At 70.9% G+C, this 26,663-nt stretch carries 24 protein-coding genes; 13 read left to right on the forward strand and 11 right to left on the reverse strand.

Annotated elements, in window-relative coordinates; translation table 11 throughout:
* Window positions 1–113 precede the first annotated feature (113 nt).
* From ACZ4VT_RS26910 to ACZ4VT_RS26925, 4 genes are all read left to right on the forward strand, one after another.
* Window positions 114–1,706 carry an MDR family MFS transporter gene (locus tag ACZ4VT_RS26910; RefSeq protein ID WP_467953368.1) on the forward strand — a complete coding sequence of 531 codons (1,593 nt, stop codon included), beginning with the start codon at window positions 114–116 and terminating at the stop codon, window positions 1,704–1,706.
* A 528-nt stretch (window positions 1,707–2,234) separates the two neighbouring features.
* Entirely contained in the window at window positions 2,235–3,029 is a 795-nt protein-coding gene (locus ACZ4VT_RS26915) for a polysaccharide deacetylase family protein (RefSeq protein ID WP_467953369.1), read from the forward strand.
* Window positions 3,030–3,127: 98 nt separating this feature from the next.
* Entirely contained in the window at window positions 3,128–3,457 is a 330-nt protein-coding gene (locus ACZ4VT_RS26920; protein WP_467953370.1) for a nuclear transport factor 2 family protein, read from the forward strand.
* 106 nt (window positions 3,458–3,563) lie between these two features.
* Window positions 3,564–4,187 (forward strand): hypothetical protein, encoded by a 624-nt coding sequence (locus ACZ4VT_RS26925; RefSeq protein ID WP_467953372.1) that lies wholly within the window; start codon window positions 3,564–3,566, stop codon window positions 4,185–4,187.
* 141 nt (window positions 4,188–4,328) lie between these two features.
* Here the strand turns inward: ACZ4VT_RS26925 and ACZ4VT_RS26930 are convergent, their stop codons facing one another.
* From ACZ4VT_RS26930 to ACZ4VT_RS26940, 3 genes are all read right to left on the reverse strand, one after another.
* Entirely contained in the window at window positions 4,329–5,615 is a 1,287-nt protein-coding gene (locus ACZ4VT_RS26930; RefSeq protein WP_467953373.1) for an extracellular solute-binding protein, read from the reverse strand.
* A gap of 283 nt (window positions 5,616–5,898) precedes the next feature.
* A complete protein-coding gene (locus tag ACZ4VT_RS26935; RefSeq protein WP_467953375.1) occupies window positions 5,899–6,516 on the reverse strand; it encodes an SMI1/KNR4 family protein in 618 nt (205 codons plus the stop codon).
* A 59-nt stretch (window positions 6,517–6,575) separates the two neighbouring features.
* Complete coding sequence (locus ACZ4VT_RS26940; RefSeq protein WP_467953377.1) at window positions 6,576–6,944, reverse strand: DUF192 domain-containing protein; 369 nt, start codon at window positions 6,942–6,944, stop codon at window positions 6,576–6,578.
* 218 nt (window positions 6,945–7,162) lie between these two features.
* Between ACZ4VT_RS26940 and ACZ4VT_RS26945 the strand changes: the two genes are divergently transcribed.
* On the forward strand, window positions 7,163–7,936 hold the full coding sequence (locus tag ACZ4VT_RS26945) for a prepilin peptidase (RefSeq protein ID WP_467953379.1): 774 nt from the start codon (window positions 7,163–7,165) through the stop codon (window positions 7,934–7,936).
* Window positions 7,937–8,078: 142 nt separating this feature from the next.
* Here ACZ4VT_RS26945 and mgrA read toward each other — a convergent pair whose 3' ends face one another.
* Window positions 8,079–9,116 (reverse strand): L-glyceraldehyde 3-phosphate reductase, encoded by a 1,038-nt coding sequence (gene mgrA / locus ACZ4VT_RS26950; protein ID WP_467953380.1) that lies wholly within the window; start codon window positions 9,114–9,116, stop codon window positions 8,079–8,081.
* A gap of 127 nt (window positions 9,117–9,243) precedes the next feature.
* Between mgrA and ACZ4VT_RS26955 the strand changes: the two genes are divergently transcribed.
* The 6 genes from ACZ4VT_RS26955 (at window position 9,244) to ACZ4VT_RS26980 (ending at window position 15,770) form a co-directional block, all read left to right on the forward strand.
* Window positions 9,244–10,005, forward strand: a complete 762-nt coding sequence (locus tag ACZ4VT_RS26955) for an isoprenyl transferase (protein ID WP_362797502.1) — start codon at window positions 9,244–9,246, stop codon at window positions 10,003–10,005.
* A 323-nt stretch (window positions 10,006–10,328) separates the two neighbouring features.
* Window positions 10,329–11,645: a PhoH family protein gene (locus ACZ4VT_RS26960; protein WP_467953382.1), complete on the forward strand. Its 1,317-nt coding sequence runs from the start codon at window positions 10,329–10,331 to the stop codon at window positions 11,643–11,645.
* Between the two features lie 438 nt (window positions 11,646–12,083).
* Window positions 12,084–12,779, forward strand: a complete 696-nt coding sequence (locus tag ACZ4VT_RS26965) for an aggregation-promoting factor C-terminal-like domain-containing protein (protein ID WP_362797498.1) — start codon at window positions 12,084–12,086, stop codon at window positions 12,777–12,779.
* Between the two features lie 106 nt (window positions 12,780–12,885).
* Entirely contained in the window at window positions 12,886–14,265 is a 1,380-nt protein-coding gene (locus ACZ4VT_RS26970) for an AI-2E family transporter (protein ID WP_467953383.1), read from the forward strand.
* Between the two features lie 84 nt (window positions 14,266–14,349).
* The gene (locus tag ACZ4VT_RS26975) at window positions 14,350–15,036 is read left to right on the forward strand and encodes a hypothetical protein (protein ID WP_467953384.1); all 687 of its coding nucleotides are present in this window, start codon (window positions 14,350–14,352) and stop codon (window positions 15,034–15,036) included.
* A 14-nt stretch (window positions 15,037–15,050) separates the two neighbouring features.
* A complete protein-coding gene (locus ACZ4VT_RS26980; RefSeq protein WP_467953386.1) occupies window positions 15,051–15,770 on the forward strand; it encodes a hypothetical protein in 720 nt (239 codons plus the stop codon).
* A 59-nt stretch (window positions 15,771–15,829) separates the two neighbouring features.
* On the opposite strand, the gene ACZ4VT_RS26985 is transcribed toward ACZ4VT_RS26980, so the two are convergent.
* Both ACZ4VT_RS26985 and ACZ4VT_RS26990 read right to left on the reverse strand, forming a co-directional pair.
* Complete coding sequence (locus tag ACZ4VT_RS26985; protein ID WP_467953388.1) at window positions 15,830–16,384, reverse strand: alkyl hydroperoxide reductase; 555 nt, start codon at window positions 16,382–16,384, stop codon at window positions 15,830–15,832.
* Between the two features lie 3 nt (window positions 16,385–16,387).
* Window positions 16,388–16,942, reverse strand: a complete 555-nt coding sequence (locus tag ACZ4VT_RS26990) for a peroxiredoxin (protein ID WP_030713953.1) — start codon at window positions 16,940–16,942, stop codon at window positions 16,388–16,390.
* A gap of 136 nt (window positions 16,943–17,078) precedes the next feature.
* On the opposite strand from ACZ4VT_RS26990, the gene ACZ4VT_RS26995 reads away from it, so the two are divergent.
* A complete protein-coding gene (locus tag ACZ4VT_RS26995) occupies window positions 17,079–18,026 on the forward strand; it encodes a LysR substrate-binding domain-containing protein (RefSeq protein WP_467953390.1) in 948 nt (315 codons plus the stop codon).
* Between the two features lie 56 nt (window positions 18,027–18,082).
* Here ACZ4VT_RS26995 and ACZ4VT_RS27000 read toward each other — a convergent pair whose 3' ends face one another.
* Together ACZ4VT_RS27000 and ACZ4VT_RS27005 are read right to left on the reverse strand one after the other, a co-directional pair.
* A complete protein-coding gene (locus ACZ4VT_RS27000) occupies window positions 18,083–18,316 on the reverse strand; it encodes a type II toxin-antitoxin system antitoxin (protein ID WP_467953392.1) in 234 nt (77 codons plus the stop codon).
* Window positions 18,313–19,224, reverse strand: coding sequence for an SPFH domain-containing protein (locus tag ACZ4VT_RS27005; protein WP_467953394.1), 912 nt, complete (start codon window positions 19,222–19,224; stop codon window positions 18,313–18,315). The genes ACZ4VT_RS27000 and ACZ4VT_RS27005 overlap by 4 nt, the downstream gene beginning before the upstream one ends.
* 229 nt (window positions 19,225–19,453) lie before the next feature.
* On the opposite strand from ACZ4VT_RS27005, the gene ACZ4VT_RS27010 reads away from it, so the two are divergent.
* Window positions 19,454–21,736: a transglycosylase domain-containing protein gene (locus ACZ4VT_RS27010; protein ID WP_467953396.1), complete on the forward strand. Its 2,283-nt coding sequence runs from the start codon at window positions 19,454–19,456 to the stop codon at window positions 21,734–21,736.
* 80 nt (window positions 21,737–21,816) lie between these two features.
* On the opposite strand, the gene ACZ4VT_RS27015 is transcribed toward ACZ4VT_RS27010, so the two are convergent.
* The 3 genes from ACZ4VT_RS27015 to ACZ4VT_RS27025 form a co-directional block, all read right to left on the reverse strand.
* A complete protein-coding gene (locus tag ACZ4VT_RS27015; protein WP_467953398.1) occupies window positions 21,817–24,171 on the reverse strand; it encodes a SpoIIE family protein phosphatase in 2,355 nt (784 codons plus the stop codon).
* Window positions 24,172–24,419: 248 nt separating this feature from the next.
* On the reverse strand, window positions 24,420–25,139 hold the full coding sequence (gene fomD, locus ACZ4VT_RS27020; RefSeq protein ID WP_467953400.1) for a cytidylyl-2-hydroxypropylphosphonate hydrolase: 720 nt from the start codon (window positions 25,137–25,139) through the stop codon (window positions 24,420–24,422).
* 112 nt (window positions 25,140–25,251) lie between these two features.
* The gene (locus tag ACZ4VT_RS27025; protein WP_467953402.1) at window positions 25,252–26,655 is read right to left on the reverse strand and encodes a class II fumarate hydratase; all 1,404 of its coding nucleotides are present in this window, start codon (window positions 26,653–26,655) and stop codon (window positions 25,252–25,254) included.
* Window positions 26,656–26,663 lie beyond the last annotated feature (8 nt).

Consider the following 26,663-nt stretch of genomic DNA (forward strand, 5'->3'; position numbering starts at 1 on the left):
CCCGGCTAGTTACGGGTCTACCGTCCCCAGTGTAGTGAACTAGCCGGGCGGCAAGTAAGTGCCGGTGCGGGACGAAGTGCGAGTAGCAGGGCCTGTGGGCCGGGGGAGTGGACATGGTGGACTCAGTCAAGCCTGCGGGGACTTCGGGGGAGGTGAAGCCGCGCAGCGTACGGGTCGTCCTCATGGCGCTCATGATCGCGATGCTGCTCGCGATGCTCGACAACATGATCATCGGCACCGCGATGCCCACCATCGTCGGCGAGCTCGGCGGCCTGGAGCACCTCTCCTGGGTGGTCACCGCCTACACGCTGGCCACCGCCGCCTCCACCCCGATCTGGGGCAAGATCGGCGACATGTACGGGCGGAAGGGTTCCTTCCTCACCTCGATCGTCATCTTCCTGATCGGCTCCGCGCTCAGTGGCATGGCCCAGGACATGGGCCAGCTGATCGGCTTCCGCGCGATCCAGGGCCTCGGCGCCGGCGGTCTGATGGTCGGCGTCATGGCGATCATCGGCGACCTGATCCCGCCCCGTGAGCGCGGCAAGTACCAGGGCATGATGGCCGGCGTGATGTCCCTCGCCATGATCGGCGGCCCGCTCGTCGGCGGCACCATCACCGACCACATGGGCTGGCGCTGGTCCTTCTACATCAACCTGCCGCTCGGCGCCGTGGCGCTCGCCATGGTGACGGCGGTGCTGCACCTGCCGAAGAAGACGGAGCCGGGGGTCCGCCCGAAGATCGACTACCTCGGCGCGGCGCTGCTGACCATCGCCATCACCTCCACCGTGCTCGTCACCACCTGGGGCGGTACCGAGTACGCCTGGGGCTCCGGCCAGATCATCGGCCTGATCGTCGTCGGCGTGCTGTCGACCGCCGCCTTCCTCTACGCCGAGACCAAGGCCGAAGAGCCGGTCATGCCGCTGCACATCTTCCGCAGCCGCAACTTCACCCTCATGTCGGTGATCGGCTTCCTGGTCGGCTTCGCGATGTTCGGCGGCGTGCTGTACCTGCCGCTGTTCCAGCAGTCGGTGCAGGGCGCGTCCGCCACCAACTCGGGGCTGCTCCTGCTGCCGATGCTGCTCTCGATGATGGTCGTCTCGCTGATCGCGGGACGTGTCACCACCAACAGCGGCAAGTACAAGATCTTCCCGATCATCGGCGGTGCGCTGATGGTCGTCGGGCTGTTCCTGCTCGCGACGATGGACACCGACACCACCCGCCTGGTGTCCGGGCTGTACATGGCCGTCCTCGGCGCCGGGCTCGGCTTCCTGATGCAGATCACCATGCTGGTCGCGCAGAACAGCGTCGAGATGAAGGACATGGGCGTCGCGTCGTCCTCGGCGACGCTCTTCCGTACGCTCGGCGGATCCTTCGGCGTGGCGCTGATGGGTTCCCTCTTCACGACCCGGGTCACGGACACCATGTCCGAGCGGCTGGGGCCGGAGGCGGCCGGGGCCGCGGGGTCCGCGCAGCTGGACGCGGCGAGCCTGGCGAAGCTGCCGGAGGTCGTGCGGGACGCCTACCAGCACGCGGTGGCCGCCGGTACGCACTCGGCGTTCCTGCTCGGCGCGGGTATCGCCGTACTGGGGTTCGCGGCGGCCTGGTTCGTCAAGGAGGTGCCGCTGCGGGGCGCCGGGCCGGCGCCGGCGGCCGAGGCTCCGGATGAGGCCGCCGTTCCTGCGGCTCAGGAGTCCGTCGCACGCTGATCGGTTCTAACGGTTCGACACAACAGGCGGCATCACCGGAACGGTCGGTGGTGCCGCCTGTTGGCTGCGCCGCTTGGGCCGGGGTGGGGGCCGATTGGGCCGGGGTCGGGCGCGCGCCGGGGTGTCTCCTCGGGCGCCGAACGTGACGAGGGGTCGGATTGATCGGCCTTGTTGTGTTCGGCGCCCTGCGGGGACACCCCGGCACACACCCGACCCCGTCCCAACCGGCCCGGCTGCTACCCCAGCCCGAATTCAGCCTCGCCGGCGTTTGAGTCGCGCCATGCACCGCGGCCGCACCACTGCGGCTTCGCCGGCGTCAGAGGCGCCCGCAGCGGGAAACGGGTGGCATCGCGGCGTCACCTCGGCACACACCCCCAGTTGGGGATCGGGGCTAAAGTCCCATCAGTCACTTTGGTGTCATTACATGGAATTTAAGGCCTAATTGACTGGAACTCCTCGGTGGCGTGGGACGTCCTGATCCACGGAACGCTCACACAGCGGATGGGGAGTGGACACTTCATGAGGTTCATGGCGGGAGAGAACAAGCGGGGCATTCGCGCAGGTGTGGTCGTCGTGGCCTCGGCCGCCGCCGTCGCGGCGACCGTGTGGGGAGTGGCGACCCTGGTGGAGCCGGGCAAGGCCGCCACGCAACAGAACGTGTCCCGGCCGACGGACCCCGGTGGCGCCGCCGGGTCGCGGCCGCAGGCGATACCCGAGGGCATAGCCCACGCGTCGGAGGCCGGGGAGAACGCCGTCAACATCACCATCGACGACGGCCCCGACCCCCGGTGGACCCCGAAGGTGCTGGAGGTCCTCCAACGGCACGGCGTCAAGGCGACCTTCTGTATGGTCGGCCCCCAGGCCAAGGCACACCCCGACCTCGTCAAGAAGGTGGTCGCGGCCGGGCACCGGCTCTGCGACCACTCCATGGACCACGACACCGCGATGGACAAGAAGCCCGTCGCCTACCAGGAGCAGCAGATCCTGGACGCGAAGAAGCTGATAGAGGAAGCCGCGGGCAGCGGTGCGAAGGTGGAGTACTACCGCGCCCCCGGCGGCGCGTTCACCCCTGACAGCCGGCGCATCGCCGCCGCGCACGGGATGCGGCCGCTCGGCTGGAACGTCGACACGAAGGACTTCGGCAAGCCCGGCACGGCCGCCATCGTCGACGCCGTCAAGCGCGAGATCGGCAACGGCCCGACCGTGCTCTTCCACGACGGCGGCGGCAACCGCGCGCAGACCGTCGACGCCCTCGACCAGGTGCTGTACTGGCTCGAGGAGCAGGGCCGCCCCACCGGTTTCCCGGTCCGCACCGCCCCCTGACACGCCGTCCGCCCGGCGAACGGGTGAGGGTCGACCGTACGGAGCCACCCGCGTTGTTCTCTGGTCGCACCACTCGTACGCACCACCAGGAGGCTCCTGTGGCCATCGCCCCCGGCAAACTGTCCGACCCCTCGGTCGGCGCCCTCGTCGCCGCCGTCAACGCGCACGACAAGGAGGCCTTCCTCGCGGTCCTCACCGCCGACGCGACCATGTCCGACGACGGCTCCGACCGCGACCTGCACGAGTGGATCGACCGCGAGATCTTCGACTCCGGCGGCCACATGGACGTCCAGTCCGAGTCCGACGGCGGCCGCACCCTGCTCGTCAACTACCGCAACGACACCTGGGGCGAGATGCGCACCACCTGGCGTTTCGTCATCGCCCCCGGCGGCGGCCGGATCAGCCGCTTCGAGACCGGTCAGGCCTGAGGCCGGATCGGCCGCCGCGTACGTCGACGGCGCCACCGCGCTCCCGTACGGGTGAAAGCGCGCCCGGCGTCGTTCCGGCCCGCCGGAGGGTCCCGTTGGGCCGGGCATGAAGCGCACCCGCATCGCAGCCCTCGCCCTCGCCACCGCCGCGGCGGCCCTCGCCCCCGCCCTCGGCCAGCCGGCCACCGCCGCGGAGGCGCCGTACCTCCAGGACCCGGCAGGCGGCGAGAAGGGCATGAAGTCGATGTGGACCAAGGACGAGATGCACAAGGTGCAGGGTCAGTTCCGGCTCTACCCGGGGGTCCAGTACAAGACGGTCGCCCGCCCCGGCCACCCCGACGGGCCGGCCCTCGAGCGCCAGGTCGCCGACCCGAAGACGCTGGCGTGGCTGCCCTCGTACGAGTTCGCCTGGTCGGTGTCGGACTCGACGGTGGTGAAGAAGGCGGTGACGGTCAAGGAGGGCACGCACCCGATCGTCGTGCGCGCCGTGCTGCGGACGGCCAAGGGGGCCGAGGTGGCGCAGGTGCGCAAGGAGTTGACGGGGAAGCCCGCGACCGGGCGCGAGAAGGTCGCGGGCGGCAAGCGGATCGCCTGTGACACCGGTGAGTACGCGGTGGAGTGGTCGGTGACGCGCTCGGGCTACGGGACGCTCACGGGCACGCTGCGCTGGAACTCCAGCTGCGAGCAGTACCGGACGGCGTTCGCCACGAACCACGGACAGCAGCGCTGACGAGTGGGGGCCGGCCGCCCCGCGCACCTTGTGGGTGCTCGGCGGGCGACTGGGCCGCGGCCTTGGATCAAGTGCCGTAGTGGCCATGGTGCCGCATGGGGTGCTCTGCGGCCGGGGTGAAAGTCCCGTGTCGAGGGTCTTTCAGTTCTTCTTGGCGGCCTGGTTCGCCTGGGCGGCGATGTCCTCGAGGACGCCCTTCGGGTCGCCGTTCGGTTCCACGGCGCGGCCGATGTTGCGCTTGATGGTGTCGCTGACCGTCAGCCAGGTCGGGTCGTTCACCGGGTAGAGCTGTGCGCCGCGCAGCGCGTCCAGGAACTGCTGGTCGTTCTTGTCCAGGCCGCCGCCGGCCGGGGTGCGCGACGCGGTGATGGTCGAGGGCAGCAGGTGGTAGCGGTTGGCGAATTCGGTCAGGTTCTTGTCCTGGTAGACGAAGTCCAGGAACTTGGCGATCTCCTCGCGCTTCCCGCTCTGCTTGAAGGCCATCATCCAGTCGGCCACGCCGACGGCCGGCGGGTTCTCCCCGACGCCGAGGTCGTCCGAGACGGGCATGGCGGTGGTGCCGACCGTGATGCCCTTGCCGCGCGCCTCGTGGGCGAGCGACGGGTAGCCGTTGAGCATGCCGACCTCGCCGCGCAGGAAGGCGGCGAAGGCGTCGGCGCGGTTGAGCTTGGAAGGCGCGGTCGGTCCGGTGAGACCGGGGGCGACCAGCTGGTCCTTGACCCAGCCCCACGTCTTGATGTTCTGATCGGAGGCCAGGGCGTAGTTGCCGGCGCTGTCGGCGTAGCCGCCGCCGTTGCTCAGCTCCCAGATCATCGCCTCGGCGTGCGCCTCTTCCGGGCCGAGGGGCAGCGCGTACGGGTACGCCACGCCCTTGTCCTTGAGCGCCTTCGCGGCGGCCTTGAGCTCGGACCAGGTCTTCGGGGGCTCCTTGATGCCGGCCTTGGTGAAGAGCGCCTGGTTGTAGAAGAGGAGGCGGCTGCTCGCCACGAAGGGCAGGCCGTAGAGGGTGTTGCCGACGGAACCGGCGTCGGCGAGCGGCTGGAGGAAATTCGCCTCGGCGGTGACCGAGAGGAGTTCGTCCGCGGGATAGAGCTGACCCTGGGCCGCGAAGTCCGAGTAAGAGCCCATGAGCGCGACATCCGGCGCCTTGCCGGCCTTGACCATACGAGAGACCTCGCGGTCGATGTCGGCCCACGGAAGGAGCTTGACGTCGACCTTGATTCCGGGGTTGGCCTCGGTGAAATCAGCCGTCATCTTGTCCCAGTAGGGCTTGGAACTGGTGGCCGAGCTGTCGCCGTATTCGGCGGCGACCAGATGCAGCGTACTGCCGTCACCTGCACTGTCTCCGGAGCCACCACATCCGGCCAGAGGCATCAACAGGCCGAGCACAACCGTGGTGGCGGTCGTGCCGAAGATTCTTCGTCGCACGGGTGTATTCCCCTGATTTTCTTTTGAATCCCGTTGTTACTTATGAGTTGCTCCGGGCTGAGGTGTATCTGGATGTGCCCGTTGGCCGGAATTCTCTCCCGACGAAGGGGTGGTTGATTGCATTGGGGGCGTAGTTGTGGTCAATGCTCCAAGTGCGGCTTTTCCGGCTGGTGTTTTCCGATATGTGATCAACGACTCGGACGCGCGTAGACCTGCCGAAAAGCCCGTTTCCGGTCACGGAAACGGGCTGGGGGCGGGCGAGGGCCTTGAGGGGCCCGGCGGTTCAGTCGGCGAACTCGCCGGCGTACGGGTCGGGCTCGCCCGTCTCCGGGTTGCGGCCCTCCTGCCAGCGCCGCTGGGCCTTGCGCCAGTGCACGAAGCTGAGGTGGCCGCCGTCCCAGAACGTGATGCTGACGGGGCTCACGTCGAACTCGTCGGAGCAGAGCCGGTAGAGGAACTCGGCCATGCCGTACGGATACACCGCGAAGGAGTCGGCGGTGTGCCGCCCGCAGACGAGGACCGGCCACCGGTCCGGGTCGGGGTCGGAGGTGAGCCAGCACAGGATGTCCGAGCCGCCGGTGACCCCCCAGGCGATGATCGCCTCCGGGTCCACGTCGAAGGCGGCGCGACCGCCCTCCGTCTCCCAGGCCTGCCGGGCGTTCTCGGTCTCCTCGGCCATCTCCGCCGGATCCCACTGGAGTCCGGGCTTGGGCAGCGGCAGCAGGATGCTCGCCTCGCCGTTGATCGAGCCCGCGCCGAAGCGGCCCATGAACGCGATGAAATCGGCCGGGAACCGGGTCCCCCAAGCGGCCTCGGCCGCCGGCCAGTCGATGTCCTCGTCGGCGCCGTGCGTCGCCGGCATGATCTGCTCCAGCGCCTTGATCCGCGCGTTCTCCGTCATGCCGCTCCCCTGATGCCCCAGCTCAACCGCCCCAACCTACTGCCGCGAAGGGGTGCCGCCTAGCCGGGCGTGAGACGCCCCGGTACGTCCACCTTGACGGCGGTCCCGGGGCGCAGCCCCCAGCCGGCCATGGCTCCGGCCGCCGCCTCCAGGACGTGCCGGGAGCGCGGGCGGGGCAGCCCGAGGCGGCCCGGGGGCATGGTGACCACGGCGAGCACGCGGAGGTTCCGGTCGAGGTAGGCCACGTCGATCGCGAAGCGCATCCGGAAGGTGTGCACGCTTGCGGCGGGGGTCAGGAGCATGGCGCCGTCGATCCCGTCCCGGCCGAGCAGGCCGCGGGTTCTTGCGCCGTACGAGGTGGCGACCTCCACGGGGATGCGGTGCGTGCCGGCGTGCAGAGTGCCGGGGCCGTCCTGCCAGTTCGCCATGCCGGCCAGCCTAGGCGCCGGGGGCTCCGCCCCGGACCCCGCGCCTCGAACGCCGGCGGGGTTCGGGGCCGGGCCCCCGGACCCCGCGCCTCAAACGCCGGCGGGGCTTGAAGATCGGGGCTCCGTCCCGGACCCCGCGCCTCGAACGCCGGCGGGGAGATCGGGGCCGGGCCCCGGAAGCCACGCGCGGCGGGGGCCCTCGGGGCTACCGTCGCCGCATGGGACTCGCCCTGATCGTTCTCGCCGCCGGCTACGGCGCCACCGCCGGATGGCTGCTGCCGCGTGCCGCGTACCGGCTCTCCGTCGAGCCGGGGGAGCCCTGGCGTGACCGCTGTCCGGAGAGGCACCGGGTGCGCGGCTGGCTCGGCCCGGCCCGCTGCCGGGTCGCCGCGGAGGTCGTCGTGCGGGGCTCGGACACCCTGCCGACCGCGGACGCGGCGCCGCACCTCTACGGGCGAGCCGCCGTCCCCCTCGCCGTCCTCGTCGGGGCGCTCTGTGCCGTGCTCGCGGCGGCCGTCGGGGCCCGCCCCGAGGTCATGGTCCACGTGGGGCTCGCCCCGGTGGTCGTGCTGCTCGCCCTCGTGGACCGCGCCGTGCACCGGCTGCCCGACGTACTGACCCTCCCGCTCGCGGCCGGTGCGGCGGCCCTGCTCGGGGTGGCCGCCCTCCTGCCCCGCGCCGGAGGCGACTGGCGGCTCGCACTGCTCGGCGGCGGCGCGCTCGGAGCCGCGTACCTGTTGCTCCACCTGATCAACCCCGCCGGGATGGGCTTCGGGGACGTCAAGCTGGCGCTCTCGCTGGGGGTCGCTCTTGGGTGGTACGGGTGGGGGGTATGGGCGGCGGGGGCCTTCCTGGGGCTCCTCTACGGGGCCCTGTACGGCCTCATCCTGCTGCTCCGCGGCTCAGGGACCCGCGAGCAGGGCTTCGCCTTCGGCCCCTTCATGGCGGCCGGAACACTCACCGGAGTGCTGCTGGGTGGTTTCGGAGCGTAGTCGTGGCGCGCCAATGCACGCAGCATGCTTTACGAAGGGTTATGGTGGAACCCCCCCCTCGGGCCGGTCCGTATCCCCCCCACGGACCGGCCCGTTTTTCGTTTCACCGCCCCTCGGCTGGCCGGTGAGACGAACGCGCAGGTCAGCCGCGCTGGGCCCAGATGTTGGTGCCGGGGGTGGACACCGCGAAGGAGTCGATCTCCTTCAACTCGGCCTCGGAGAGCGGCGCGGACGCCAGCGCGGCCACGTTCTCCTCCAGCTGCTTCACGCTGGAAGCGCCGATCAGAGCCGACGTCATCCGCTCGTCGCGCAGCACCCACTTGAGCGCCAGCTGGGCCAGGGACTGGCCGCGGCGGGCCGCGATCTCGTTGAGGCCGACGAGCCGGCGGAGCACCTCGTCCGACAGCAGGTCCGGGTTGAGGGACTTGCCCTGCGCGGCGCGCGAGTCCGCCGGGATGCCCTTCAGGTACTTGGCGGTCAGCATCCCCTGCGCGAGCGGCGCGAAGGAGATGCAGCCCATGCCGGCGTCCTCCAGGGTGTCCAGCAGCCCGTCCTCCTCCGTCCAGCGGTTGATCATGGAGTACGAGGGCTGGTGGATGAGGGGGCGCACGCCCATGTCGCGCAGGATGCGCACGGCCTCGGCCGTCTGCTCCGCCGTGTACGAGGAGACGCCCACGTACAGCGCCTTGCCCTGCTGGACCGCGGACGCGAGGGCGCCCATGGTCTCCTCCAGCGGGGTCTCCGGGTCGAAGCGGTGCGAGTAGAAGATGTCGACGTAGTCCACGCCCATCCGCTTCAGCGAGGCGTCCAGCGAGCTGAGCAGGTACTTCCGGCTGCCCCACTCGCCGTAGGGCCCCTCGTGCATGAAGTAGCCGGCCTTGGTGGAGAGGATCAGCTGGTCGCGGTAGGACGCGAAGTCCTGCGCGAAGATCTTCCCGAAGTTGAGCTCGGCCGAGCCGGGCGGCGGTCCGTAGTTGTTCGCCAGGTCGAAGTGGGTGACGCCGAGGTCGAAGGCCCGGCGCAGGATCGCCCGCTGGGACTCCAGGGACCTGTCGTCGCCGAAGTTGTGCCAGAGGCCGAGGGAGATCGCGGGGAGCTTGAGGCCGCTGTGGCCGGTGCGCCGGTACTCCATGGAGTCGTAGCGCGAGGGCTCTGCCCGATAGGGATTGGTATCAGTCACGTTGTCCTCCCTATCACGGACTTGTGACAGACCGAGTTGGGTACCCCATCCCGCCGCGCAGTAATGTGGCCGCCTCGGGGGAGACCGCAAATGGCACGGGGGCATTGCACGGAGGGGCTGGAAGATCGTGAAGCTGCGCGACCTGGTGTACAGGCTCTACGCACGCCGGGTGGAAGGCCGCCTCGACCATGACGCGGCGCCCAAGCACATCGGCGTCATCCTGGACGGGAACCGGCGCTGGGCGAAGGCCTCGGGGAGTTCCACGGTGCAGGGCCACCAGGCCGGCGCCGACAAGATCTCCGAGATGCTCGGCTGGTGCACCGAGACGGACGTCGAGGTCGTCACCCTGTGGATGCTGTCCACGGACAACCTGGACCGTCCCGAGGTCGAGCTCCGACCGCTGCTCAACATCATCGAGAACACCGTCAGGGGCCTCGCCGCGGACGGCCGCTGGCGCGTCCACCACGTCGGCAACCTCGACATCCTGCCCGCCGGGACCCAGAGCGTCCTGAAGGAGGCCGAGGAGGCCACCCACGGCGTCGACGGGATACTCGTCAACGTGGCGGTGGGCTACGGCGGCCGGCAGGAGATCGCCGACGCGGTGCGCTCGCTGCTCCTGGAGCACGCGCAGAAGGGCACCTCGTTCGAGGAGCTCGCCGAGATCCTCGACATCGACCACATCGCCGAGCACCTCTACACGCGCGGCCAGCCCGACCCGGACCTCGTGATCCGCACCAGCGGCGAGCAGCGGCTGTCCGGATTCATGCTGTGGCAGAGCGCGCACTCCGAGTACTACTTCTGCGAAGTTTTCTGGCCGGCCTTCCGCAAGGTCGACTTCCTGCGGGCCCTGCGCGACTACGCGGCCCGCCACCGGCGCTACGGCACCTGATCCCGCGCGGGGCCGGCAGGTCCCCGCGGATCCCCTCGGCCCCTTCCCTCGAACCCTTCACCAGGGATTCACCGAGCGTCCGTCATATGCCATGGCATGGCCTGGCCTGATCGGGGAATATCCCTTTCAGGTCGACGCCCGATCCACGGGTGTCGAGTCTCAGCGGACGGCATGGGGTCGTCCGCCCGGGAGGCCCTTTGCACCAGGACGCACGTGCGATGCGCACGGACGGAGTGGGAGGGCCGGAAATCGGCCCCGGCATGGGTGCCGATGACCGGTCCGGTCTTCATGGCCCGACCTCTTCCGAGGGGGTACGTCCTTCCGTGGTGACCAGCACGAAGCGCCGCCTGCCCGACAGGCGGACCTATGTCCTCGACACCAGCGTCCTGCTGGCAGACCCCAACGCGATCTCCCGCTTCGACGAGCACGAGGTCGTGCTCCCGATCGTGGTGATCACCGAGCTGGAGGCAAAGAGGCACCATCCCGAACTCGGCTACTTCGCGCGCCAGGCCCTGCGCCTGCTCGACGACTTCCGGGTTCGCAACGGTCGCCTCGACGCTCCCATCCCGCTGGGCGATCTGGGTGGCACCCTGCGTGTCGAGCTCAACCACTCCGACCCGGGTGTCCTGCCCGCCGGCTTCCGACTGGGGGACAACGACTCGAGGATCCTCGCCGTCGCCCGCAATCTGCAGGCCGAGGGCTACGACGTCACGGTGGTCTCGAAGGATCTCCCGCTGCGCATCAAGGCCTCCTCCGTGGGGCTGATCGCGGAGGAGTACCGGGCGGAGCTCGCGATCACCGATGGCGGCTGGACGGGCATGAGCGAGCTCGCCCTCTCCGGAGAGCAGGTGGACCTCCTCTACTCGGAGGAGCGGCTCTACGTGCCCGAGGCCGCCGAGCTGCCCGTGCACACCGGACTGGTCCTGCAGTCCGAGCGCGGCAAGGCGCTCGGCCGGGTCACCGCGGACGGCAACGTGAAGCTCGTACGGGGCGACCGCGAGGCCTTCGGGCTGCACGGCCGCAGCGCCGAGCAGCGCATCGCGCTGGACCTCCTCCTCGACCCCGAGATCGGGATCATCTCGATGGGCGGCCGGGCCGGCACCGGAAAGTCCGCGCTGGCGCTGTGCGCCGGCCTGGAGGCGGTGCTGGAGCGGAGGCAGCATCAGAAGGTGATGGTCTTCCGGCCGCTGTACGCGGTCGGCGGCCAGGACCTCGGCTACCTGCCCGGGGACGCCGCCGAGAAGATGAGCCCCTGGGCGCAGGCGGTCTTCGACACCCTCTCGGCGGTCGCCGGGCGGGAGGTCATCGAGGAGGTGCTGAACCGCGGGATGCTGGAGGTCCTGCCGCTCACCCACATCCGCGGCCGTTCGCTGCACGACGCCTTCGTGATCGTGGACGAGGCGCAGTCGCTGGAGCGGAACGTCCTGCTGACCGTTCTGTCCCGAATCGGGGCCAATTCGCGGGTCGTTCTGACCCACGACGTGGCCCAGCGGGACAACCTGCGGGTCGGCCGGTACGACGGAGTCGTCGCCGTGGTCGAGAAGTTGAAGGGACATCCGCTCTTCGCGCACATCACGCTCACCCGGTCCGAGCGCTCCCCGATCGCCGCACTGGTCACCGAGATGCTCGAAAACCTCTGACCCCGACAGCGCCCCCTTCCGGGAGGCCGAAACGGTCAAAAACCTCATAGCGGGAAGGTGAGTTGGCGCCGCCCGGCAAAGGCCCGAGAGCCTAGCCGGGCGGCGTCGTGCTGCACAGGCCTTTGGCGAAACAGATGGCGACATGCCAGGTGTGACCTTTCCCACGCAACGGAGAATTGCCTTGCGGTGTCGCGTTCCGGCAGAGTCTGGTTTCCGTCAGGCCCCGCATACGGCACTTCTGTATCTCCCGTGAGGTACGCGCAGCACCACAACTCCACAGTCGAATGCCGTATGCCGCCCGGAGTTTCACGGAGCAACCCCCGCGAGGGAGTTGTCCACGGGCCCGCGCCTCCAGTGACCGTAGAACCACGGAGGCCAGAGTCGAGGGGCACTTTTGCGCCCGCGCGGTCACTGCGGACGCTGCTGGAAGGACACCGTGTGAGCCGGATCTCGGTCCGGGGGTTCGCCGTGGCTTCGGCCACCGCGGTCACCACCGTCGGCGCAGTCGTGGGCGTTGCCACCGGCGACCCCACGAACGATCTCGAGACGACCGCTTCCGGCGCGACTCTCCTTGCCGACATCCCGGTCGGCGACCAGGCTGAGGTCCAGAGCGCGTCGCTGACGCAGCAGGCCGACACCATCGCCCACGCCGCCGACGCCGATGCCAAGCGCTCGGCCGAGGAGAGCGCCCGCCTCCAGGCCGCCGAGGACGCCAAGGCCAAGAAGGCCGAAGCGCAGAAGGCGGCGGACGAGAAGGCGAAGAAGGAGCGCGACGCGAAGGCAGAGGTCGCCAGCCGCTCCGCCGCCCGCGACGCGGGCGACTTCGCCCTGCAGAGCTCCTACACGGTCGCTCAGGTCAAGGCCATCGCCCAGCAGATGGTCCCGGCCGGCCAGTTCCAGTGCTTCTCGAACATCATCAACCAGGAATCCACCTGGAACTACCTGGCCGTGAACAAGTCCTCGGGCGCGTACGGTCTGGTCCAGGCACTGCCCGGTTCGAAGATGGCCTCGGCCGGCGCGGACTGGCGCACCAACCCCGCCACGCAGATCAAGTGGGGCCTGAACTACATGAACGTCCGCTACGGCAGCCCCTGCGCCGCGTGGACGTACCACCAGGCCAACGGCTGGTACTAGAGCGCGCTCAACCTCGAGGAGCCCCGCACCGTCCTACGGTGCGGGGCTTCTCGCGTGTACGGTCTTCGAGGCGTGCCCGAACACGGGGGCGGGGGAAGGAAGCGACATGGCGAAGCGGGAAGGCTGGCTCGGCCGGCTCGGTAACAGGCTGAACCGGATGGAGGCGCGGCTCAACGAGCGGCGCGCCGAGGTCGAGGCCGAGACCGGTGGAGACCTACGGGCTCCCGCCGCGGCCGCGCCCGCGCCGAAGGCTTCCGAGCCGCCCGCCGCCGCGCCCGTACCGCCCGTCGCCGCCCCGCAGGCCCCCGCACCGCACCCGGCCGCGCCGGCCGTCCCCGAGCGCCCCGAACCGGCGAGCGTCATCCCCTGGGGGATGCGCGTCGCGGCCGAGGCCAGCTGGCGGCTGCTGCTCCTCGCCGGGATGCTCTGGGTGCTGATGAAGGTGATCAGCGAAGTCCGCCTGGTCGTCCTCGCCTTCGCCGCCGCCATGCTCGTCACCGCGATGCTCCAGCCCTTCGTCGTCCGGCTGCGCAGGCTGGGCCTGCCGCGGGGGCTGGCCACGGCCGTCACGGCGATCCTCGGCTTCGTGGTCATCGGGCTCGTCGGCTGGTTCGTGGTCTGGCAGGTCATGGAGAACCTCGACGACCTGTCCGACCGGGTCCGCGACGGCATCAACGAGCTCAAGCTCTGGGCACTGGACAGTCCGTTCCACGTGACCGAGAAGCAGATCAACGACATCGCGAAGAACCTCAGCGAGACCATCGGGACGAACACCGAGCAGATCACCTCCGCCGGCCTCCAGGGCGTGACGGTCCTCGTCGAGGTCCTCACCGGCATCCTGCTCGCGATGTTCTCGACGCTCTTCCTGCTCTACGACGGCAAGCGCATCTGGAACTGGGCCCTGGGCCTCGTCCCGAACGCCGCCCGGGCCGGTGTCGCCGGGGCCGGTCCGCGGGCCTGGCGCACACTGACCGCGTACGTGCGCGGCACGGTCATCGTCGCGCTCATCGACGCCATCTTCATCGGCCTCGGCATCTACTTCCTGGACGTGCCGATGGCGGTGCCGCTGGCCGTCTTCATCTTTCTCTTCGCCTTCATCCCGCTGGTCGGCGCGGTGGTCTCGGGTGCCCTCGCGGTGGTCGTGGCGCTCGTGACCCAGGGCGTGTGGACCGCCCTGATGGTGCTGCTGGTGGTGCTGGCGGTGCAGCAGATCGAGGGGCACGTGCTGCAGCCCTTCATCCTCGGCCGTGCGGTACGGGTGCACCCGCTCGCGGTGGTGCTGTCGGTGGCCGCCGGCGGCATGATCGCGGGCATCGGCGGTGCGGTGGTCGCCGTTCCGCTGGTGGCGGTCACCAACACGGTGGTGGGATACCTGCGGGCGTACTCGCGCGAGCAGCGCCACCACGGCGCCGGCATGGTCGGTCCGGCCCCGCACGGCTCGACGGCCCTGGGCGTCGTACCCGACAAGGACGACCGCAGTTCCTAGCCCGGACCGGCCGCGGGCTGCGATGATCAAGGACGGGCGCATGCCGATGGCGGCGCCCGGGACTTGGGACTGCGGGGGGCGGGCATGATCACCGATCCGGAGCTGGACGGCGAATGGGACACGCAGCGGGCGGCGGAGCCGGCCGAGCAGCTCGCGCCGCGCGAGCGGGCGGCGGCCGCCACCTCGCGCCCGTGGCTGTGGGCGCTGGGCGGGGTGGTGGCGGCGTCGGCGGTGTGGGCCGGCGGGCTGTACGCCCTCGGGGACCGGCTGTCGGCGCCCACGCTCTCGTACCGGGCGACGAAGAACCTGTGCCGGGACTTCAGGGCCCAGGCGCTGAGCGGCATCACCGGGGACCTGCACAAGAGGCCGGTGAACAAGGAGGTCAGCCACCCGGCCGTGGACGCGGCGACGTGCGTCCTGAACAACAACGCCGACTATCCGCGGGACTTCTCGGTGTACGTGAACTTCGCCCTGCACAAGAAGGCCGACCCCTCGACGGAGTTCGGCGTACCGCCGGTCGACGACCTCGCCAATGTCGGCGACCTGCGGACGGAAGAGGTGCCGGACCTCGGTGAGCGTGCCGTGATGACGGCGTGGGCCGGCGAGCGGGGGCTGAACCTCAAGGTGCTGGACGGCGGCGCGGTGTTCAGCATCCGCGTGTTCGTCACCAGCTTCGCGGAGAAGGACGGCCGGGCCGCCACGGACGCCGACGCGGTCCAGGCGGCGCTGATCGCGGACATGCGTGAGCTCATGGCGGCGCTGAAGGACTAGGGGCAGGGGGCGGGATGATCACGGAGCCGGAACTGGACGGGGCGTGGGAGTCGGGGCGGCCGGCCGAGGTCCCGCAGGCCGCCGTGGCGCAGGACACGGTGGTGCGCGAGGCGCGGGGGCCGCGCCGGCCGTGGTGGTGGGTGGCGGCGACGGTCGTGGCCACCTCCGCGCTGTGGGCGGGCGGGCTGTACGCCTACGGGGACCGGCTGAACGAGCCGGAGATCCGCCACCGCGTCACGAAGGACCTGTGCGACCAGTTCAAGGCGCCGGCCCTGGCCGCGGCACTGGGCGCCTTCACGGACTCCGACCCGGAGCGGGGCGGCCGGCATCCGGCCATGGACTGGGCGTCCTGCAGCCACAACGGTGACCGTTCGGCCGCCGTCGGGGGGTTCTTCGTGTCCGCCGTGGTCGAGCTGCACAAGAAGACCGATCCGACGCCCGAGTTCGAGCTCGGCTCCCGGTACGACCGGAGCGGCGCCGACGGCGCCGGCCAGTGGGAGTCGGTCCCCGGCCTGGGGGAGCAGGCTCTCGTCAGTGCTCCCGGTGGCGGCGAGGGGGTCCGGCTGAGGGTCCGTGACGGCGGTGCGGTGTTCCTCCTTGAGGTGATGTTCTTCGACCGGTTCGAAGACGGCCCCGATCCGCGGTCGGCGCTCTCCGCGCGGCCCGACCGGGAGACCCTGGTGGCGGCGGCGGTCGAGGACGTGCGGGCGCTGATGGCCGCGCTGCGCAAGTGAACGCGCAGGGCCCCCGCGGCCGGAGACGGCTGCGGGGGCCCTGACGGTCGTACGGGTGGTCACTCGGCGACGAGGACGGCCCCGGCTTCGAGGGAGGCCTCGGCGTCGAGGGTGACCGCGACGGCCTGGATCACCGAGGCGATCTTGAAGGCCTCCTGGATCGTCTCGCGGTCGACGCCGGCCTTGCGCAGGACCTGCTCGTGCGAGTCCAGGCACTGACCGCAACCGTTGATCGCGGAGACGGCGAGCGACCACAGCTCGAAGTCGACCTTCTCCACGCCCGGGTTGCCGATGACGTTCATCCGCAGGCCCGCGCGCAGCGTGCCGTACTCCGGGTCGGAGAGCAGGTGCCGCGTGCGGTAGAAGACGTTGTTCATCGCCATGATCGCCGCGGCGGACTTGGCGGCGGTGTACGCCTCCGGCGAGAGGTTCGCCTTCGCCTCGGGTTCCAGCTCACGCAGGACGCGCGGGGAGCGGGCGGCGATCGCGCAGGACAGGACGGTGCCCCACAGCTGCTGCTGCGGGAGGTCGCTGTTGCCGATGACCGAACCGAGATTCAGCTTCAGGTCCTTGGCGAAGTCCGGTACGGCCGACTTCAGGGAGTCCAGGGACATCCGTCACTCACCGGCCAGCAGCGCGCCGGCGTCGATGGTGGCCTCGCCCTTGTTCCAGTTGCAGGGGCACAGCTCGTCGGTCTGCAGGGCGTCGAGGACCCGCAGGACCTCCTTGGGGTTACGGCCCACGGAACCGGCGGTCACCATCGAGAACTGGATCTCGTTGTTCGGGTCCACGATGAAGACGGCGCGCATCGGGAGGCCGTCCTCGCCGAGGATGCCCAGCTCGGCCGACAGCTCGCGCTTGATGTCGGACATCATCGGGAAGGGCAGGTCACGCAGGTCGGCGTGGTCCTTGCGCCAGGCGTGGTGCACGTACTCGGAGTCCAGCGAGAAGCCGAGGACCTGCGCGTCGCGGTCGGCGAACTCGTCGTTCAGCTTGCCGAAGGCGGCGATCTCGGTCGGGCACACGAAGGTGAAGTCCAGCGGCCAGGCGAAGACGACCTTCCACTTGCCCTCGTAAGTCTTGTGGTCGATCTGCGCGAACTCGGCACCGGCCTCGAGCGAGACACAGGCGGTCAGGTCGAAGGCGGGGAACTTGTCACCAACAGTGAGCACGCGCTCTCCTTGAGAAAGGGGAAATAGCCCCTTTTGGGGGCTTTCCGCTGGGGTTGGACGTATCTCACATGCTGACACACCTCCATTGATTACGGAAATAGCTAGTCTTGTGGTGGGTGATCGGAGGTACCTATCAGTGGCCGTGGGTAACAGGGGAGCGAAACAGCCGACCCTCGCACAGTTGCGCGCCTTCGCGGCGGTCGCCGGGCATCTGCACTTCCGGGACGCGGCCGCGGCCATCGGGATGAGCCAGCCGGCGCTCTCCGGAGCCGTCTCCGCGCTGGAAGAGGCCCTCGGCGTACAGCTGCTGGAGCGCACCACCCGCAAGGTGCTGCTCTCCCCGGCCGGCGAACGGATCGCGGCCCGGGCGCAGCTGGTGCTCGACGCGATGGGCGGGCTGCTGGAGGAGGCCGAGGCGGTACGGGCCCCCTTCACCGGGATCCTGCGGTTCGGGGTGATCCCCACGGTGGCCCCGTACCTGCTGCCGACCGTGCTCGGGCTCTTCCACCGGCGCTACCCCCGGATGGACCTCCAGGTGCACGAGGAGCAGACCGCCACCCTGCTGGAGGGACTGGCCACCGGACGGCTGGACCTGCTCCTGCTGGCGGTGCCGCTCGGAGTCCCCGGGGTCACCGAACTGCCCGTGTTCGACGAGGACTTCGTACTGCTCGCCCCCAGGGAGCACGCGCTGGCCGGGCGCCGCGACATCCCGCTGGAGGAACTGCGGGGACTGCAGCTGCTGTTGCTCGACGAAGGGCACTGCCTGCGCGACCAGGCCCTCGACATCTGCCGGGAGGCGGGGCGCACCACCGGGGCGGACGTCACGACGACCGCCGCGGGGCTCTCCACCCTCGTCCAGCTGGTCGCCGGCGGACTGGGGGTGACGCTGCTGCCGCGCACCGCGCTGCGGCTGGAGACCGCCCGCAACGAGTACCTGTCCACCGGGTACTTCGCCGAGCCCGCGCCCTCGCGGCGGATCGCCCTGGCCATGCGCACCGGGACGGCCCGCCAGGAGGAGTTCCGGGCGATCGCCGCCGCACTGCGCGAAGCCGTACGCCCGCTCCCGGTGTGGCCCACCGACTAGGGGAGCGGAAGGCGGGGGTCGGACCGCGTGGAGCGCGGCCCGGCCCCTGGGCGCGGTCAGTCCGTGGACTTCGGGGGGCGCCCGCGGCGGGGGATGGGGCCGGGGCTGGAGGGGAGGCGTCCGGCCTCCGCGAGGGCGCGGCGGAGCAGGAACTCGATCTGCGCGTTCGCGCTGCGCAGCTCCTCGCCGGCCCAGCGGGCCAGCGCCTCGTACACCTGCGGATCGAGCCGCAGCAGCACCTGCTTGCGCGCCTGCCGGCCCGCCGGGTTCTGCTCGCCGCCGGGGGTCACTGGTAGAGGGTCCCCGTGTTGACCACCGGCTGGGCCGCGCGGTCACCGCAGAGGACGACCATCAGGTTCGAGACCATGGCGGCCTTGCGCTCCGGGTCCAGGTCCACGATGCCCTCCTCCGCCAGGCGGGTCAGGGCGAGCTCGACCATGCCCACCGCGCCCTCCACGATCTGCTTGCGGGCCGCCACGACGGCGCCCGCCTGCTGGCGCTGGAGCATCGCGGAGGCGATCTCCGGAGCGTACGCGAGATGCGTGAAGCGGGACTCGATGATGTGCACCCCGGCCGCCTCGACCCGTTCGTGCAGTTCGACCGCCAGCTTCTCGGTGATCTCCTCGGCGTTCCCGCGCAGCGACAGGCCGCCCTCCTCGTGCGCGTCGTAGGGGTACTCGATCGCGATGTGCCGGACCGCCGCCTCGGTCTGGGTCTCGACGAACTCCGTGAAGTCCTCGACCTCGAAGGTGGCCCGCGCGGTGTCCTCGACCCGCCACACGACGACCGCCGCGAGCTCGATCGGGTTGCCGTAGGCGTCGTTGACCTTCAGGACGGCCGTCTCGTGGTTGCGCACCCGGGTGGAGATCTTCTCGCGCGAGGTGAAGGGGTTGACCCAGCGCAGTCCGTCGGTGCGGATCGTGCCCCGGTAGCGGCCGAACAGCTGCACGACACGGGCCTCGCCCGGCGCCACCGTGTTCAGGCCGCTCATCGCTATCACGGAGCCGAGGATCGTGAGCACGCCGGCGGCGATGAGCGCCGCCTTGGCCGCGGCGGCCGTCGCCACCGCGCCCGCCGCGATGAGCCCGCCGCCCGCCAACAGGCCTGCCAGGCCGAGGAGTAGGGCCAGACCGCCGCCCACGCTGCGCGCGGTGAACTCCCGTACCCCGTCCGGATTGGCGATTTGGTTCGTCATCATTTGCCCCGTTTCTCTGGTCGCGGCCGCCCGGACCGCCTAGCAAAGTGATATCACTTTTTTGCGTTGCGGCAACCCTTCGGCTTAGGTGAGCGTCGGTTCCAGTGATGTGGGTGCTGATTCTCACGTCCGAATTGACCGATATTGGTCACGGTTGACCATCCTTTGTCACAGCCTGCGGTGTTAGCTTTCTGAGCTGACGTCGGGGGGGTAATCGAGCGGAGCGGGAGCGATGGGCCGAGCAGAAGTGCGTAAGGCGCAGCAGCGCGGTGCGGGGCGTGCGCCGAGCAGACGCGCGGGCGGCGCGAAGGACAAGGGCGGCGCCGGCAAACGCAGCGGCATACGTCGCTTCTTCACGTGGAAGAAGATCCTCGGGACGTTCCTCGGCGGGATCCTCCTCCTCATGGCCGCGGCGATCATCCTCTACTTCTCGGTGGACGAACCCACCGACCCCAACAAGCAGGCCACGCTCCAGAGCAACACCTACCGGTACTCCGACGGCTCGATCATGGCCCGCACCGGTGACACGAACCGCGAGATCGTGCCGATCGACAAGATCCCCGAGGACGTCCGCACCGCGTTCATCGCCATCGAGAACAAGTCGTTCTACAGCGACCGCGGCATCGACGTGATGGGCGTGGCCCGGGGCCTGTTCAACACGGCCACCGGCAAGGGCAAGGCCGGTGGCTCGACGATCACCCAGCAGTACGTCAAGAACTACTACCTGACGCAGGACCAGTCGGCGACGCGCAAGCTCCGCGAGCTGGTGATCTCCCTCAAGGTCGACCAGCGCATGGAGAAGGACGACGTCCTCGTCGGCTACCTGAACACGAACTTCTACGGCCGCAACGCGTACGGCATCCAGGCCGCGGCCCAGGCCTTCTACGGGGTCGACTCCGACAAGCTCACCCTGGAGCAGGGCGCCTACCTCGCCGCGGTCATCCAGGCCCCCAGCCAGTACGACCTGGCGACGGCCGGCCCGAACGGCACGCGGCTGGTCAACATCCGCTTCAACGCCGTCCTCGACAACATGGTCGAGATGGGCAAGCTGGACCCGGCCAAGCGCAAGACCATGACCCTCCCGCCGCCGATCAAGCCCAAGCCCCGCCCGGGCATGGACGGCCAGAAGGGCTACCTGGTCCAGGCGGCCAACGACGAGCTGAACAAGCAGAACATCACCGACGCCCAGATCGCGGCCGGCGGCTGGAGCATCACGCTCAACGTCGACAAGGCGAAGCAGGCGGCGCTGGAGAAGGCCGTCGACGACGAGCTGGAGTCGAAGCTCGACCGCAAGGACCCCAAGGGCCGGCCCCAGGACCAGAGCGTCCAGGCCGGCGCGACCTCCGTGGACGCGAAGACCGGTGCGATCGTCGCCATGTACGGCGGCCAGGGCCTGACGGAGAAGTCCGAGAGCAACGCCCTGCGCAAGGACTACCAGCCGGGCTCGACCTTCAAGCCGATCGTGCTCGCCTCCGCCCTGGAGAACGGGTCGAAGACCCAGGACGGCAAGCCGATCACCCCGAACTCGCTCTACGACGGCACCAGCAAGCGACCGGTCGTCGGCAGCAAGATCCCGTTCAACCCGCAGAACCAGGACAACCTGAACTACGGCACCCCCCTGATGACGGTCCAGGAGGCGACCAACTCCTCGGTGAACTCCGTCTACGCGCAGATGATCGTGGACGTGAAGCCGCAGAACGTGAAGAAGACGGCCCTCGCACTCGGCATGGTGGACCGCGAGGGCTGGCCCGAGGACAGGCCGGCCATGGCGCTCGGCACGATGACCGCGAGCACCGTGGAAATGGCCGGCGTCTACGCCTCCCTCGACAACCACGGCAAGAAGGTCACGCCGACGATCGTCAAGAGCGCCGAGCACAAGGAACGCGAGTTCGCGCCCCAGCAGGCCATCGGCAGCCAGGCCATCAGCCGCAAGACCGCCGACACCGTCACCAAGGTGCTCACGGGCGTGGTCAACGACGAGGGCGGCTCCGGCAACAAGGTCAGGAGCAGCGCCTACGAGGCGGCCGGCAAGACCGGTACCAGTGAGTCGAACTTCTCCGCCTGGTTCACCGGGTACACGCCGGAGCTGGTCACCGTCGTCGCGATGTTCGGCGAGGAGCCGGGCACCCATACCCAGGTCACCCTGACCGGCACCGCCGGCCTGGGACGCGCGGGCGGTTCCAGCTTCCCCGCCTCGATCTGGAAGGCGTACACGCTCGCCGCGCTCAAGGGCGTGAAAACCGGCGAGTTCGACGTGTCGGACGCGGAGATGGGCCCCACGCAGGTGCCGTCCCGCAGCACCTCGCCGACGCCCACGACGAGCCCGTCCTCCAGCCCGCCGGCCTCCCCCAGCGCCCCGGCGCAGTCCCCGACCACGCCGGTGACCCCCAGTACGCAGCCCACGCCGACGAAGAGCGGCCCCACGCCGACGACGACGCCCACGACGACGCCGACCAAGACCGGCGGCCCCAAGCCGCCGGACCCGCCGCTGTTCGGCGGCAACGAAGAACGCTGACACACCGCCGCCCCGCAGCCTTCAGGCTGCGGGGCGGCGGTTTTTCGTCGGGTGAGGATGCGGCCGGTTCGCCGACCCGGTCAGTGGCGGTCGTTCGCCCCCGGCAACGGGAGCTCGAACCAGACCACCTTGCCGCTGCTCAGGCGGGTCGCACCCCAGCGGCGGGCCATCCGGTTGACCAGGAACAGGCCGCGGCCGCCCTCGTCGGTGTCCCGCGCCCGGCGCTGGCGGGGCAGCTGCGGGGAGTCGTCGCCGACCTCGCAGCGCAGGACGTCCGTACGCAGCAGGCGCAGGGTCACGGGCCGCTCGGCGTACCGGACGGCATTGGTGACCACCTCGCTCACCAGCAGCTCCAGCGAGTCGCTCAGCTCCTCCAGGCCCCAACGGGTCAGGGCGCGGCGGGCGAACCGCCGGGCCCGGCCCGGAGCGGTCTCCTCCGGGTCCAGGAACCAGTACGCGACGTCACTGGGCGCGATCCCGTCGAACCGGGCCGCGAGCAGCGCGATGTCGTCGTCCCGGTCACCCGGGCCGAGCATGTCCAGCACGTCGTCGCACAGGGCCTCCAGCGGCGGCGGGTGGTCCAGGCCGGTCAGCTGCGCGGTGGTGGCGAGCCGCTCGCGCAGCTGCTCGATGCCGGTCCACACGTCCCGCAGGCGCGACTCCACCAGACCGTCCGTGTAGAGCAGCAGGGTGGCCCCGGCGGGCGCGTCCAGCTCCACGGCCTCGAAGTCCACGCCGCCGACGCCGATGGGCGCGCCGGGCGGTACGCGCAGCACCTCGGCGCGGCCGCCCAGGTGCAGCAGCACCGGCGGCGGGTGGCCGGCGTTGGCGATGGTGATCCGGTGCGCGACCGGGTCGTAGACCGCGTACAGGCAGGTGGCCATGCGGTCGGAGCCCAGGCGCTGCGCCTGCTCGTCCAGGTGGTGCAGGACCTCGGCGGGCGGCAGGTCCAGCTGCGCGAGGGTCTGCGCCGTCGTGCGGAGCTGGCCCATGATCGCGGCGGAGGTCATGGAGTGGCCCATGACGTCGCCGACGACGAGCGCGACCCGGCTGCCGGGCAGCGGTATGGCGTCGTACCAGTCGCCGCCGACCCGCGCCGTCTCGGCGGCGGGCAGGTAACGGGAGGCCAGCCGCACGCCGGTGGGCTGCGGGAGGCTGTCGGGCAGCATGGTGCGCTGCAGCTCGTCGGCGATGTACGCCTCACGGCCGTACAGGACGGCCTTGTCGATGCCGAGCGCGGTGTGGGTGGCCAGTTGGGCGGCGACCAGGAGGTCGTTCTGCTCGAAGGCGGGACGCTCCGGGCTGCGCAGGAAGACGGCGGCGCCGATCACCCGGCGGCGGCCGCGCAGCGGCGCGAGGACGGCCCGGTTGCCGCGCGGCAGCGGATGGTCCACGCCGAGCAGCTCGGGCAGCGCGGCCCGGGCGGCGGCGGAGGACCCGAAGACGGGCCGTACGCCGCGCAGCACCTCGGCGAGCGCGCCGCCGGGCCGGATCTCGCACAGCTCGGCCGCGGGCAGGTCACCCTGCGGGCCGACCAGCGGCAGCTGGCTGAAGTCGAGCTCGCCGGTGGCCCCCGCGGCCCCGGCGAGGTCCATCCCCGCGCCGATGGTGCTGCCGATGTCGGTGAGATCGTCGATCGGCCGGAGCCGGTCGGTGCGCCGGAGCCTTAAAACGACCGGGCCGACGGGCCGCTCGTCGCCGACGGGCAGCGGATCGCGCAGGTAGACGAGGATGGCGTCCGAGAAGGTGGGCACGGTCGCCCGGCACAGGCCGAGCACGATCTCGTCGAGGTCGATGCCGCGGGCGATCCGCCGGGTGGCGGCGCCCACGAAACGCAGCCGGTCCCCTTCGCGGCGCGCGGCGGTGGCCTCTCCGGTGCCTGCGCCCGGTATGCCGGTCCCGCCGCCGTGGCGCTCGCCTCCGGTGCGGTACCCGCTGTTCTGCCCGGAGGTCCCGTCCCCACCGGGTGCGGCCACCGCTCCCGGTGAGGCCGGCTGCCGGGCGCTCTCGCCGCCCGCGGCGGCGGGGTCGAGGCCGTCACCGCGCGGGCGGGGCGGCTCGGAGGGGTCGCCGAGCCCGGCGGCGGCGCCCGCGGCGTTGCGGGCGGCCGCGCCGTCCCGCAGCCGGACGCCGTCCTGGCCCGGGACCGGGTCCGAGGCCGTGGGGCCACCGGACTCGCCCGGCGCGGAAGCCTTGCGCCGGGGCCGGGGGAGTCCTGCCGCCCCGCCCGCCGCGGAGCGGGCCGAGCGCGCGTCGGAAGCCGCCGCGGCCGCGCCGCTGCCCGGCTCCGCGGCATGGCCGGCGCCGGCGCCCGGCGCATGCGTGCGTACGGCCTCGGCGGCGGCGATGGGCGCCTTGCCGTGGCCGGCCTCGTCCGTTCCTCCGCCGGAGGCGACGGGCTGCGGGCCCTCCTGGGAGGTGGGGTACTCCGTCACGCGTGGAATTCCGTCCGTTTGCGCTCGATGTGCGCTGCACTCAACTCGGTCAGTCGCGGTATACCCGCTCAGCGGCCCGGGCACCATCGCCCCGAGGTTCCTCTTTGCCTCTCGCCCCGCGCCGACCTCCCGTCAGCTTCCGCGTGCGGTACGACACTTGTGGATGCGCGGCCCGGACGCACCGGCCCGCGCGCGCGACCTCGCGGAGCACGATCCTACGTTTGAACCCCGGGGGCGCATCAAGGGTCTCATGAGGTCATATGCGCCGGGGTGCGGTCCCAGTCCTCCGGAAGGGCCGGAATCCCCCAGGCGGGATCCGGCCGCCAGTCCTGCCAGCCGTCGGAGAACGGAGCCCCCCATTCCTTGATCACCCCGACCGCCGCGCGCCCGGCGTGCCGGACCCGCAGCGCCTGTTCCCGGTCCATCAGGCCGGACCGCTGCGCCTGGGCGAACTCGTCCTCGTCCAGCCACTTCCAGCTGCGGTCCGGGTAGACGGCGATATCGAGGAAGTGGTCCACGGAATCCACCCCTGCGGCCCACCGCGACCGCGGCTCCTCCAGGTTCACGTACCAGTTCTTGAACCGCCAGCCGTGTCCCCAGAACAGCCATACCGACCACGGATCCCCGGGCCGGGCCAGCTTCAGCACCCCGCCGCCGAACCAGCGCGACCGTACGGTCGTCCGCGGGGCGGTGTAGCGGGTGGCGAGCGGTTCCTCGTGGACGGGGGTGCCGTCGGCCAGCACCGGCTTGACGCACTCGGTGCCCGGGGCCATCCAGACGGCCAGCAGCTCGTCGGTGTCCTGAACCACCGTCACCGGGCGGCAGATGTGCACCGAACCCTTCAGGCCCGGGGCGTGGTCGCGGTAGCGCCAGAGGATCTGTTCCCCGGGCGCCCAGCGCGTGCCCCGCGCGGGACCCTGCGGCGCTTCCTGCGCCGAACCGCTCCCGGGCTTGAAGGTACCTGTCATGCGCAGATCTTAGGGCGGAGGCCCGAGCCCCCGCTGCGGTGCAGGTCACTGGGGGGTTGACGGACCGGAATCGACCGGATCCGGCCCCCGTCCGGAGGCCGGATCCGGCGTCTCACGGATGCGTCATGCGCAGCACGTCCAGGGCCTCGTCGAGCTGCTCCAGGGTGAGGGCGCCGCGCTCCACGTAGCCGGACTCCAGGACGACCTCCCGGATCGTCTTCCGCTCGGCGAGGGACCTCTTGGCCACCCTGGCGGCCTCCTCGTAGCCGATGTAGCGGTTGAGCGGGGTCACCACGGAGGGCGAGGACTCGGCGTATTCCCTGGCCCGCGCCTCGTTGGCGGTGATCCCGTCGACCGTGCGGTCGGCCAGCAGGCGGCTCGCGCCGCCGAGCAGCCGGATCGACTCGAGGAGGTTCCTGGCCATCACCGGGAGCATCACGTTGAGCTCGAAGTTGCCGGCCGCGCCCGCCACCGCGACGGTGGCGTCGTTCCCCATGACCTGTGCGGCGACCATGAGGACGGCCTCCGGGACCACCGGATTGACCTTCCCGGGCATGATCGAGGAGCCCGGCTGGAGATCGGGCAGGTTGATTTCGGCCAATCCGGTGCGCGGCCCGGAGGCCATCCAGCGCAGGTCGTTGCAGATCTTGGTGAGGGAGACGGCGACCGTACGGAGCATCCCGGAGGTCTCCACCAGCGCGTCCCGCGCCCCCTGGGCCTCGAAGTGGTCGCGGGCCTCGGTCAGCGGCAGCCCGGTGGCCGCGGCCACCTCGGCGATCACGGCGGCGGAGAACCCGGGCGGGGTGTTGATGCCGGTGCCCACGGCGGTGCCGCCGAGCGGCAGCTCGGCGAGGCGGGGGAGGCAGGCGCGCAGCCGCTCGACGCCGTAGCGGATCTGGGCCGCGTACCCGCCGAACTCCTGGCCCAGGGTGACCGGGGTGGCGTCCATCAGGTGGGTCCGCCCGGCCTTGACCACCTGCGCGAACCCGGCCGCCTTGCGCTCCAGCGCGGCGGCGAGGTGCTCCAGGGCGGGGATCAGCTCCCCGGTGACGGCGGCGGTGGCGGCGATGTGGATGGACGACGGGAACACGTCGTTGGAGCTCTGCGAGGCGTTGACGTGGTCGTTGGGGTGCACCTCCCGGCCGAGGCGCTCGGTGGCGAGGGTGGCGATCACCTCGTTGGTGTTCATGTTGGACGAGGTCCCGGAGCCGGTCTGGAAGACGTCCACGGGGAAGTGGTCGTCCCAGCGGCCGTCCGCGACCTCGGCGGCGGCGGACCGGATCGCGTCGGCGAGGTCCTGGTCCACCATGCCGAGCTTCGCGTTCACCGCGGCGGCGGCGGCCTTGATGCGCGCGAGCGCCTCGATGTGGGCGCGTTCCAGCCGCTGCCCGGAGACGGGGAAGTTCTCCACCGCGCGCTGGGTCTGCGCACGCCACTTGGCGTGCCGGGGCACCCGTACGTCGCCCATGGAGTCGTGCTCGATCCGGAACGCATCGGCCTGCTGATCTTCGGTCATTTTCCTGG

The sequence above is a fragment of the Streptomyces sp. NPDC029164 genome (assembly GCF_055563995.1).

Coding starts and splice junctions, on each gene's coding strand:
- ACZ4VT_RS26975 (WP_467953384.1), top strand. CDS start 14,350: ATGATCACCGATCCGGAGCTGGACGGCGAATGGGACACGCAGCGGGCG.
- ACZ4VT_RS26910 (WP_467953368.1), top strand. CDS start 114: ATGGTGGACTCAGTCAAGCCTGCGGGGACTTCGGGGGAGGTGAAGCCG.
- ACZ4VT_RS26970 (WP_467953383.1), top strand. CDS start 12,886: ATGGCGAAGCGGGAAGGCTGGCTCGGCCGGCTCGGTAACAGGCTGAAC.
- fomD (WP_467953400.1), bottom strand. CDS start 25,139: ATGACAGGTACCTTCAAGCCCGGGAGCGGTTCGGCGCAGGAAGCGCCG.
- ACZ4VT_RS26940 (WP_467953377.1), bottom strand. CDS start 6,944: ATGGCGAACTGGCAGGACGGCCCCGGCACTCTGCACGCCGGCACGCAC.
- ACZ4VT_RS26945 (WP_467953379.1), top strand. CDS start 7,163: ATGGGACTCGCCCTGATCGTTCTCGCCGCCGGCTACGGCGCCACCGCC.
- ACZ4VT_RS27005 (WP_467953394.1), bottom strand. CDS start 19,224: ATGATGACGAACCAAATCGCCAATCCGGACGGGGTACGGGAGTTCACC.
- ACZ4VT_RS26980 (WP_467953386.1), top strand. CDS start 15,051: ATGATCACGGAGCCGGAACTGGACGGGGCGTGGGAGTCGGGGCGGCCG.
- ACZ4VT_RS26915 (WP_467953369.1), top strand. CDS start 2,235: ATGGCGGGAGAGAACAAGCGGGGCATTCGCGCAGGTGTGGTCGTCGTG.
- ACZ4VT_RS26935 (WP_467953375.1), bottom strand. CDS start 6,516: ATGACGGAGAACGCGCGGATCAAGGCGCTGGAGCAGATCATGCCGGCG.
- ACZ4VT_RS26985 (WP_467953388.1), bottom strand. CDS start 16,384: ATGTCCCTGGACTCCCTGAAGTCGGCCGTACCGGACTTCGCCAAGGAC.
- ACZ4VT_RS26925 (WP_467953372.1), top strand. CDS start 3,564: ATGAAGCGCACCCGCATCGCAGCCCTCGCCCTCGCCACCGCCGCGGCG.
- ACZ4VT_RS27010 (WP_467953396.1), top strand. CDS start 19,454: ATGGGCCGAGCAGAAGTGCGTAAGGCGCAGCAGCGCGGTGCGGGGCGT.
- ACZ4VT_RS27025 (WP_467953402.1), bottom strand. CDS start 26,655: ATGACCGAAGATCAGCAGGCCGATGCGTTCCGGATCGAGCACGACTCC.